General features: G+C 71.9%; 8 protein-coding genes and 1 pseudogene. 6 read left to right on the top strand and 3 right to left on the bottom strand.

Features of this window, described 5'->3' with window-relative positions; all coding sequences use genetic code 11:
- Positions 1 to 190: 190 nt before the first annotated feature.
- Both AB8Z75_RS25405 and AB8Z75_RS25400 read right to left on the bottom strand, forming a co-directional pair.
- On the bottom strand, positions 191 to 862 hold the full coding sequence (locus AB8Z75_RS25405) for an HAD family hydrolase (RefSeq protein ID WP_369205821.1): 672 nt from the start codon (positions 860 to 862) through the stop codon (positions 191 to 193).
- Positions 863 to 997: 135 nt separating this feature from the next.
- Positions 998 to 1,741, bottom strand: a complete 744-nt coding sequence (locus tag AB8Z75_RS25400; RefSeq protein ID WP_369205819.1) for a GntR family transcriptional regulator — start codon at positions 1,739 to 1,741, stop codon at positions 998 to 1,000.
- 384 nt (positions 1,742 to 2,125) lie between these two features.
- On the opposite strand from AB8Z75_RS25400, the gene AB8Z75_RS25395 reads away from it, so the two are divergent.
- From AB8Z75_RS25395 to sph, 5 genes are all read left to right on the top strand, one after another.
- A complete protein-coding gene (locus AB8Z75_RS25395) occupies positions 2,126 to 3,289 on the top strand; it encodes an extracellular solute-binding protein (protein ID WP_369205817.1) in 1,164 nt (387 codons plus the stop codon).
- On the top strand, positions 3,289 to 4,218 hold the full coding sequence (locus AB8Z75_RS25390) for an ABC transporter permease (protein WP_369205815.1): 930 nt from the start codon (positions 3,289 to 3,291) through the stop codon (positions 4,216 to 4,218). The genes AB8Z75_RS25395 and AB8Z75_RS25390 overlap by 1 nt, the downstream gene beginning before the upstream one ends.
- Complete coding sequence (locus AB8Z75_RS25385) at positions 4,206 to 5,087, top strand: ABC transporter permease (protein WP_369205813.1); 882 nt, start codon at positions 4,206 to 4,208, stop codon at positions 5,085 to 5,087. The genes AB8Z75_RS25390 and AB8Z75_RS25385 overlap by 13 nt, the downstream gene beginning before the upstream one ends.
- The gene (locus AB8Z75_RS25380) at positions 5,084 to 6,250 is read left to right on the top strand and encodes an ABC transporter ATP-binding protein (RefSeq protein ID WP_369205811.1); all 1,167 of its coding nucleotides are present in this window, start codon (positions 5,084 to 5,086) and stop codon (positions 6,248 to 6,250) included. Before AB8Z75_RS25385 ends, AB8Z75_RS25380 begins: the two co-directional genes overlap by 4 nt.
- A gap of 116 nt (positions 6,251 to 6,366) precedes the next feature.
- Positions 6,367 to 7,302: a sphingomyelin phosphodiesterase gene (sph, locus tag AB8Z75_RS25375; protein WP_369205823.1), complete on the top strand. Its 936-nt coding sequence runs from the start codon at positions 6,367 to 6,369 to the stop codon at positions 7,300 to 7,302.
- Positions 7,303 to 7,420: 118 nt separating this feature from the next.
- Here the strand turns inward: sph and murA are convergent, their stop codons facing one another.
- Entirely contained in the window at positions 7,421 to 8,749 is a 1,329-nt protein-coding gene (gene murA / locus AB8Z75_RS25370; RefSeq protein ID WP_369205809.1) for a UDP-N-acetylglucosamine 1-carboxyvinyltransferase, read from the bottom strand.
- A gap of 294 nt (positions 8,750 to 9,043) precedes the next feature.
- Here murA and AB8Z75_RS25365 point away from each other — a divergent pair.
- Positions 9,044 to 9,301, top strand: a pseudogene (locus AB8Z75_RS25365) (YqgE/AlgH family protein); the annotation flags it as partial.
- Positions 9,302 to 9,613: the final 312 nt, after the last annotated feature.

Below are 9,613 nucleotides of genomic sequence, written 5' to 3'. Positions count from 1 at the left end.
CAACCAACCCGCAGCCCGCCCGCCAGGGCAAGTGCCACCCCCTTCCGGGAGCCCGCCAGGGCCAGGGGCCCCACAAGCCCGCCCGCCAGGGCAAGGGGCCACAAAGCCCGCCCGCCAGGGCAAGGGGCCCCATCAGAGCCCGCCCGGCCAAGGGCCAGGCCCCACAAAGCCCGCCCGGCGAGGGCCCCGCTCAGGAGGCCGGAGCCGAAAAGACGAGCCGGGTGAGGTCCACGTCTTCGAGGGAGCGGACCAGAAGGGTGTCGGGCCCCTGGGGGATGCCGTCAACGGTGGGGACAGCCACCACGCGGCAGCCCGCGGCCCGCGCCGATGCGGCGCCGGTGGGGGTGTCCTCGACGGCCAGACAGGCCTCAGGAGCCACCCCCAGGAGCCGCGCGGCGGCCAGGTAGGGGTCGGGGTGGGGTTTGCCCCGTTCGGTCTCCCCGTGGGCCACCGAGCAGGTGAAGCGGTGCGGCCCCAGCGTGTCCAGCACGAGGTCGGCGATCAGGCGTTCGGACGCCGTGACAAGTGCCACAGGCAAATCCAGGGCCCGGGCGCTGTCGAGCAGGCGCAGGGCGCCGGGCTGCACCGTCACCCCGGCCCGCACGCGTGCGGTGAAGGTCTCGCCGAGCTGGGCTTCCGCGGTGTCGGCCGCCAGCTCGGTGCGCTCGGCGACCAGGGCGGCGGCACCGTCGAGGGGGAGCCCGGCGAAGGGCTCCAGCGCGGCCTCGTCGGCTGCGGCGCCGTGTGCGGCCAGCAGGTCGGCCAGGGTGGCGAGCCAGTCGCGTTCCGTGTCGACGAGGGTGCCGTCCATGTCGCACAGGAGGGCGGCAGGCAGGGCGGCGGGCGTGAGGGTGGTGGGCAATGCGTGCTCGCAGTTCTCCGAGAAGGGGACGGACGGAATCGGCCCCGGGGCCCACCGGCCCCGGCCCCTGGGTCGGGGCCGGGCGCGGGCGGAGCCGGGGACCGGCGGCGGGCCCGAGGGCCCGGCCCGCCTCGCTCAGGCGCGGGTGCGCGCGAGCGGGTTGGTCTGGGTGGAGTTGCGGACGGTGAAGACGACGGAGCCCGGGCGGTAGCGGTCGTCGGACGTCTCCACGGGGCGTCCTTCGGCGGTGGTGGTCGTCCGGCGTACGCGCAACAGCGGGCTGCCCCGCCGCAGCCGCAGGTGGTCGGCGTCGGCCGTACCGGCGGCCACGGCGTCGAGGTGGTGCTCGCCGTGCGCGAAGACGAGCCCGGTGTCGTCGTAGAGCCGCTGGGTGACCGACTCGCAGTCCTCGGGCAGTGCCTCGACGGCCGGGCCGATCCACTCGGCGTAGACGGTGCGCTCCAGCAGCACCGGCTCCCCGTCGAGGGTGCGCAGCCGCAGCACGCGCAGGACGGGGTCCTTTTCCCGCACCTGGAGCAGACCGGCCTCGTCGGTGTGCGCACGGTCCCAGCAGGAGGTCAGGACCCGGCCGCCCGCGGTGCGCCCGCCGGCGCGCGCCCACTGGGCGAAGCTGCGCAGTTCGGTGAAGCTCTGGCTGGGCGTGGTGGACAGCACGACGCGGCGCGCGCCCTGCCGGGAGCCGATGAGGCCTTCGGCGAGCAGCGCGGCGACGGCCTGCCGCACGGTGCCGCGGGAGGCGTCGTGCGCGGCGGCGAGTTCGGCTTCGGAGGGGAGCGCGGCCCCGACCGGATAGCGCCCGTCGGCGATGGCGCGCCGCAACTCGTCGGCGATCCGCTCGTGACGCCGGGGCTCGGACATGGGGCGGCTCCTCGTGGTGCTGCGCGGTCTCGTCGGTGCGTGCGCGCGGTCTCGTCGGTGCGTGCGCGCGCTCTCGTCGGTAACGTGCGCGCGCTCTTGTCACTGTGCGCGCGCGGTCACGTCGGTGGTGCGAGGTCCTGTGCTGGTGCGCGGGCTTGGCCCGATCATGCCACCTGTGCGCAACGTCGTGCACATCCACGAGTGTGGCAGATGCGTATAACCCCAGTTCAGCGGTACTAAACCTGTTCGTAAATAACGCTTTGAGCTGGGCATTTGGGCAGTCCCCAGGCTTTGCGCCGCAGGGTGGGTGCTGTTAGCTTGCCCAAGCTCAATGAATCGAGCTTGTCCATACAGGTGACGGGCGCGAACCCCGGGAGTAGAGACGTGAAGGCACACCATCACAGCCGCCGAAGCCCCCGTGGCAGCCGACTGCTGGCTGCCGCGGCAGCGGCCGTCACCCTCTCCGCCGTGGCCACGGGCTGCGGCTCGGCACCGGCGCAGAGCGGGGACAGCGAGGCGGCGAAGGCCCGCTCGGCCGCGGACCTGGGCGGCATGGACAAGCTGGTGGAGGCGGCCAAGAAGGAGGGTGAGCTCAACGTCTACGCCCTCGCGCCGACCTGGGCCAACTACGGCGAGATGATCAAGGCCTTCGAGAAGAAGTACGGCATCGAGGTGCACAACGAGGACCCGGGCGGCAGCAGCCAGGGCGCCTTGAACGCCGCCGCCAAGCGCAAGGGCCAGGACCGCGCCGTCGACGCCCTCGACCTGGGCACCTCCTTCATGCGGGCCGCCAAGTCCAAGAAGCTGCTGGCGCCCTACAAGGTCAAGGGCTGGGCGGACATACCCGCCTCGCAGAAGCAGCCCGACGCCTCCTACATGAACAACTACGGCGGTTACATCTCCATCGGCTGCGACGCCAAGGCCGTCAAGGAGTGCCCGAAGACGTTCGAGGACCTGCTCAAGCCGCAGTACAAGAACAAGGTCGCCCTCAACGGCAACCCGAACGAGTCCTCCTCGGCGTTCTCCGCGATCATCGCCGCCGCCCTCGCGAACGGCGGCGGCTTCGACGACGTGCAGCCCGGCCTCGACTTCTTCAAGAAGCTCAAGAAGGCGGGCAACTACGTTCCCGTGGAGTCCACCAAGGCGACCATCCAGAAGGGCGAGACGCCCATCTCCATCGACTGGGACTACCTCAACCTCGGTTACGGCGCCGAGCTGAAGTCCAAGGGCGTCGACTGGAAGGTGAACGTCCCCCAGGACGGCCAGTACTCGCAGTACTACAACCAGGGCGTCAACGCCTACGCCCCCCACCCGGCCGCGGCCCGGCTGTGGCTGGAGTTCCTCTACAGCCCCGAGGGCCAGAACATCTGGCTCGAGGGCTTCTCCCGGCCCGCGCTGCTGGAGGAGATGAAGAAGGACGGCACCGCCGACAAGAAGGCCGCCGCCAAGCTGCCCGAGGTCGACGGCACGCCGAAGTTCCCCAGCGCCGAGCAGGAGGCCAAGGCGCAGAAGACCATCAGCCAGGGCTGGGGCGCGGCGGTCAGCTGATGGCTGTGACGACCCACGCCCCCACCCGCACGAGCGAGGAGCCGGCACCGCCGGCGCCCCCGCGCCCGGCACGCCGGCGCGGCGCGGCCGTCCGCCGGTGGCGCTGGCCCGCTGTCGTGCCGTTCTTCGCCTTCATGGCCGTCTGCTTCGGCCTCCCGGCCTGCACCCTGGCCTACAACGCGTTCACCGTCATCGACCCCGGCACCGGCGCGAGCCACCACAGCCTGGAGAACGTGCGCACCTCCCTGTCCGGCGCGTACGCCACCGGCCTCGCGGGCAGCGTCAAACTGTCCCTGCTCAGCGCCGTGGTGGCCACCGTGCTGGGCACCGTCATCGCCCAGGCCGTGCTGGCCTCGCGCCGCAGCGCCCTGCGCAAGGCCGTCGTCTCCGCCTCGGGGGTCTTCGCCAACTTCAGCGGCGCCCCGCTCGCCTTCGCCTTCATCGCCACGCTCGGCACCACCGGCACCGTGACGCGGCTGCTGCACCTGAAGGCGACCGGCTTCAGCCTCTACACGTTCGCCGGACTGGTGCTCGCCTACCTGTACTTCATGGTGCCGCTGATGGTCGTCACCATCCTGCCCGCGCTGGACGGCGTGCGCGCCCAGTGGCGGGAGGCCGCCGCCTCCTGCGGGGCGACCCGCGCCCAGTTCTGGCGCCACGTGGGGCTGCCCGTGCTGATGCCCTCGCTGCTGGGCGGCGCGGTGCTCATGTTCGGCACCGCCTTCGCCTCGCACGCCACCGCCGCCGTCATGACCGGCAGCTCCGTACCGCTGATCACCATCCAGATCGCCAACGCCCTCTCGGGCAACGTCCTCGTCGGCCAGGAGAACCTCGCCCTCGCCATGAGCCTCAACATGGTGGTCATCGCGCTGCTCGTCATGGCCGTACAGATCCCGCTGCAACGACGGAGCAACCGATGGCTGGGCTGACCGCGACACCCACGCGCCCCGCGCGTCCCCCGCGCCGCGCACGCCCCCCGCGCCGGAAGCGCTCGTACGGCAGCGCGCTCGTGCTGCTGCTGGCCGGGCTCTACTTCCTCGTCCCCGTCGCCGCCTCGCTCTGGTTCACCGTCGACGACCCCGCCAAGGGCATCACTCTCGACGCCTACGCCAAGGGCCTCGGCGACGACGGCATGGCCGCCAGCCTCGGCCTCTCCCTGCGGCTGGGCCTGGCCACCGTCGCCCTCGGACTGCTGCTGATGGTGCCCACCATGGTCGTGGTCACCCTGCGGCTGCCCAAGCTGCGGCGCGTCGTCGAAGTGCTGTGCATGGTGCCGCTCATCGTGCCGCCCGTCGCCCTGGTCGCCGGAGTCAGCACCGTACTGTCCTGGCAGCAGGACCTGGCCGACACGCCCCTGTGGGGCACCTTCCAGGTGCTGGTGAACAAGAACTTCCCGCTGGTGCTCGTCCTCGTCTACACCGTCATGTCGCTGCCGTTCCTGTACCGCTCGCTGGACGCGGGGCTGCGCGCCGTGGACCTGGCCACCCTCGTGGAGGCCTCACGCAGCCTCGGTGCCTCCCGGCTCACCACCCTGTGGCGGGTCGTCGTCCCCAACCTGCGGCCCGCCCTCGTCAGCGGCGCCGTCCTCAGCCTGGCCATGGTGCTGGGCGAGTACACCGTCGCCACGGTGCTCGGATTCGAGCCGTTCTCCGTCTGGATGGTCCACGTCGGCGAGTACGAGGCCCAGCTCTCCGTCGCCGCCGCCATGCTCAGCCTGCTCATCACCTGGGGCCTGCTGCTCCTGCTCACCAACCTCGCCGGCGGGCGGGCCCGTAAGGGGAGGAAGACCACCGCATGACCACCACCGCCACGACCGTGCACAAGAGCCCGCCGAGTGCCGAGGTCCGCTCCGGCGGCGTCGGCCTGCGGCTGGGCGGGCTGCGCCGCACCTTCGGCACCACCACCGCCCTGGACGGACTCGACCTGGACATCGCACCCGGCGAACTCGTCGCCCTCCTCGGCCCCTCCGGCTGCGGCAAGACCACCGCACTGCGCATCGTCGCCGGGTTCGAGACCGCCGACGCGGGAGAACTCCTGATGGGCGGCGAGGACGTCACCGCCACCCCCGCCAACCGGCGCGACATCGGCATGGTCTTCCAGTCCTACAGCCTCTTCCCCAACATGACGGCCGCCGAGAACGTCGCCTACGGGCTGCGCGTCCGCAAGGCGCCCAAGACCGAGCGCGCCGAGCGCGCCGCCGAACTGCTGGAACTCGTCGGGCTGCCGGGGCGCGACAAGCACTACCCGCACCAGCTCTCCGGCGGCCAGCAGCAGCGCGTCGCCCTCGCCCGCGCGCTGGCCATCAGGCCCCGCGTCCTGCTGCTGGACGAGCCACTGTCCGCACTCGACGCCAAGGTGCGCCTCCAGTTGCGCGAGGAGATCCGCCGCCTCCAGCTGGAGCTGGGCATCACCACCGTCTTCGTCACCCACGACCAGGAGGAGGCGCTGTCGATGGCCGACCGCGTCGCCGTGATGAAGGACGGCCGCCTGGAGCAGTGCGCGCCCCCCAGCGAGCTGTACGAGCGGCCCGCCACGCCGTTCGTCGCCGAGTTCGTCGGCACCATGAACCGGCTGCCCGGCGTCATGGGCGACGACCGGACCGTTCAGGTGCTGGGGCAGCGGCTGCCCGTCCACGGCGACTGCCCGGACGCCGGACACGCGGTCGAGGTGCTGCTGCGGCCCGAGAGCCTGCGGGTCAGCGCCGGGCAGGCCGGAAAGCCCGGCGCGGCGGTCAGCGGTGACGGCGCGGCCGTCACCGCTGGCGGCACGGGCCCCGGCGAGACGGCGACCGTGCGCGTCGCCACGTTCCTCGGCGGCACCACCCGCCTCCACCTGACCACGGCCTCCGGCGCCGAGGCCAAGGCCGACCTGCCCAGCTGGGAGGCCGGCTCCCTCACCCCGGGGACCCGGTGCACGCTCATCCCGCACGACCACCCCGTCCTCGTGGAGGAGACCGCGTGATGTTCCGCGTGATGTTCCGTTCCGGTGGGGGAGACCGTGTGGCGTTCCGCTCTCGTGGAGGAGGCCGCGTGAACAGTTCCCGTCGCCCGTCGCGCGCCGCCCTGGGAACCGTCGTCCTGGCCGTCACCGCCGCCCTCGGTGCGGCGACCCCGGCAGTGGCCGTCGGGACCCCCTCCGACACCCCGCGGCTGAAGGTGCTCAACTACAACACCTTCCTGTTCAGCAAGACCCTCTACCCCAACTGGGGCCAGGACCACCGGGCCGAGACCATCCCGAAGGCGGACTTCTTCCAGGGCCAGGACGTCGTCGTCCTGGAGGAGATGTTCGACAACTCCGCCTCCGACGCGCTGAAGCAGAACGCCGCCGACCGCTACCCGTACCAGACCCCGGTGGTGGGCCGGGGCACGAGCGGCTGGGACGCCACCAGCGGGGAGTACTCGAACGTCACCCCCGAGGACGGCGGCGTCACCCTGCTGAGCAAGTGGCCCGTCGTCCACAAGGAACAGCACATCTTCACGGACGGCTGCGGATCCGATGCCTTCTCCAACAAGGGCTTCCTCTACGCGGTGCTGGACGTGCGCGGCACCAGGGTGCACGTCGTCGGCACCCACACGCAGGCCACCGACTCCGCGTGCGGCGACGGGGAGGACGTCTCCGTACGCGCCGGCCAGTTCAAGGAGATCGACGCCTTCCTGGACGCCCAGCACATCCCCGCCGGCGAACAGGTCGTCGTCGCCGGTGACCTGAACGTCGACCGGCACGGCGACGAGTACACCTCGATGCTCTCCGACGCCGGTCTCGTCCCCGCCGACGCCCGCACCGGACACCCCTACTCCTTCGACACGAAGGAGAACTCCCTCGCCGCCGACCGCTACCCCGACGACCCGTCCGAGGACCTCGACTACGTCCTGCACCGCCGCGGCCACGCCCGCCCGGAAAGCTGGACGAACCACGTGGTCAAGGAGCAGACCGAGCCCTGGACGGTGACCAGCTGGGGCAAGGACTACACCTACGACAACCTCTCCGACCACTACCCGCTCACGGCGGGCTGACCGCGAGGCGGAATGCCGCTGACGGCCGGGAGGCTGACCGCAGGCCGCACGCGCGCGGGTCGCACGCACGCGGGCCCGCTCCCGGGAGGGAGCGGGCCCGCGGCGGTGGCGCGTGCGGTCACGGGTGCTCGAACTTGGCGCCCAGGTCCGCCAGCTTCTGCTGGAAGTTCTCGTAACCGCGGTTGATCAGGTCGATGCCGTGCACCCGCGAGGTGCCCTGCGCGGCCAGCGCGGCGATCAGATAAGAGAAGCCGCCCCGCAGGTCCGGGATGATCAGGTCGGTGCCCTGGAGCTTCGTGGGCCCGGAAACCACCGCCGAGTGCAGGAAGTTGCGCTGCCCGAACCGGCACGGCATGCCGCCCAGGCACTCGCGGTAGAGCTGGATGTGCGCGCCCATCTGGTTGAGCGCGGAGGTGAAGCCGAGCCGCGACTCGTACACCGTCTCGTGCACGATCGACAGCCCCGACGCCTGCGTCAACGCGACCACCAGCGGCTGCTGCCAGTCCGTCTGGAAACCGGGGTGCACGTCCGTCTCCAGCGCGATCGCGTTCAGCGGGCCGCCCGGGTGCCAGAAGCGGATGCCCTCGTCACCGATCTCGAAGGCGCCGCCGACCTTCCGGTAGGTGTTGAGGAAGGTGATCATCGAGCGCTGCTCGGCGCCCCGCACGAACACGCTGCCCTCGGTCGCCAGGGCCGCGCTCGCCCACGAGGCCGCCTCCAGCCGGTCCGGCAGCGCCCGGTGCGTGTAACCGCCCAGCTTGTCCACGCCCGTGATGCGGATCGTACGGTCCGTGTCCAGCGAGATGATCGCGCCCATCTTCTGCAGGACGCAGATCAGATCCTCGATCTCCGGCTCGACCGCCGCGTTCGACAGCTCCGTGACGCCGTCCGCGAGCACCGCCGTCAGCAACACCTGCTCCGTCGAGCCGACCGAGGGGTACGGCAGCCGGATCTTCGTGCCGCGCAGCCGCTGCGGAGCCTCCAGGTACTGGCCGTCCGCGCGCTTCTCGATCGTCGCGCCGAACTTGCGCAGCACGTCGAAGTGGAAGTCCACCGGACGCCCGCCGATGTCACAGCCGCCCAGGCCGGGGATGAAGGCGTGACCGAGCCGGTGCAGCAGCGGACCGCAGAAGAGGATCGGAATCCTCGACGAACCCGCGTGCGCGTCGATGTCCGCGACGTTGGCGCTCTCCACGTGGGACGGATCGAGCACCAGCTCGCCGTCCTCGTCCCCCGTGCGCACCGTGACACCGTGCAGCTGGAGCAGGCCACGTACGACCCGGACGTCCCGGATGTCCGGCACATTGCGCAGGCGGCTCGGTTCGCTGCCCAGCAGCGCGGCGACCATGGCCTTGGGGACGAGGTTCTTCGCACCCCGCACACGGAGCTCGCCCTCGAGCGGGGCGCCACCGTGGACGAGGAGTACGTCGGCTGGGCTGTCGGTCATGGATCTCCGCGATTCCGCGAGACGGGATGGGACAACAGGCAAGCGTAATGGCCCCGTCCGGGGCGAACCCAAGCCCGAGGGGGGCCTGCGACTGTCACAGGTAAGCAATAACACGTTGGGTTAGATGTCCGTTGCGTACCGTGTTGCGGCGGGTGCTCCGCCGCGCCATCACGGGCTCGGCACGGGACGGCCAGGGGGCGGCCACTGTGCCACGACGAGACGGCCGGCACGTCCCCCGCCCCCGATCCGGCCGTTGGGTCCCCACGGAAGGCCCCGGTGCGGGATCATTGCGGTATGACCGAGGTGTCCTCGCTCACCGGGCGACTGCTCGTCGCCACACCGGTGCTGGCCGACCCGAACTTCGACCGCGCGGTGGTGCTCCTCCTCGACCACGACGAGGCGGGCTCACTGGGCGTCGTCCTCAACCGCCCCACCCCGGTGGACGTCGGCGACATCCTGGAGCCGTGGGCTCCCCTCGCCGGCGAGCCGGGCGTCGTCTTCCAAGGCGGCCCCGTCTCCCTGGACGCCGCCCTCGGCGTCGCCGTGGTCCCCTCCCGAAGAGACCGTCGCGACGACGGTGCCGGTGCTGGTGCCGGCAGCCGCCGGGGCGACGGTGCCGGTGCCGGCAGCCGCCGGGGCGGCGGTGAGGGTGCCGGCGGTGGCCGGGGCGATGGTGACGGTGTCGGCGGTGGCCGGGGCGATGGTGACGGTGTCGGCGGTGGCCGGGGTGGCGGTGAGGGTGCCGGCGGTGGCCGGGGTGACGGGAGTGGTCGTGACGCCGATGCCAGTGGTGACGCGGACGGTGGTGGTGACGCCGACGCTGGTGGCGGGGGTGCTGCCGGGCGTGGCGCTGCCGGGCGCGGC

It is taken from the genome of Streptomyces sp. PU-14G, from assembly GCF_041028275.1.
In the GTDB taxonomy this organism is placed as follows: Bacteria; Actinomycetota; Actinomycetes; order Streptomycetales; family Streptomycetaceae; genus Streptomyces.
The sequence above is the reverse complement of the archived record's forward strand: the minus strand, read 5'-3'. Positions and strand labels throughout refer to the sequence as shown.

Coding starts and splice junctions, on each gene's coding strand:
- AB8Z75_RS25380 (WP_369205811.1), top strand. CDS start 5,084: ATGACCACCACCGCCACGACCGTGCACAAGAGCCCGCCGAGTGCCGAG.
- AB8Z75_RS25400 (WP_369205819.1), bottom strand. CDS start 1,741: ATGTCCGAGCCCCGGCGTCACGAGCGGATCGCCGACGAGTTGCGGCGC.
- AB8Z75_RS25385 (WP_369205813.1), top strand. CDS start 4,206: ATGGCTGGGCTGACCGCGACACCCACGCGCCCCGCGCGTCCCCCGCGC.
- AB8Z75_RS25390 (WP_369205815.1), top strand. CDS start 3,289: ATGGCTGTGACGACCCACGCCCCCACCCGCACGAGCGAGGAGCCGGCA.
- murA (WP_369205809.1), bottom strand. CDS start 8,749: ATGACCGACAGCCCAGCCGACGTACTCCTCGTCCACGGTGGCGCCCCG.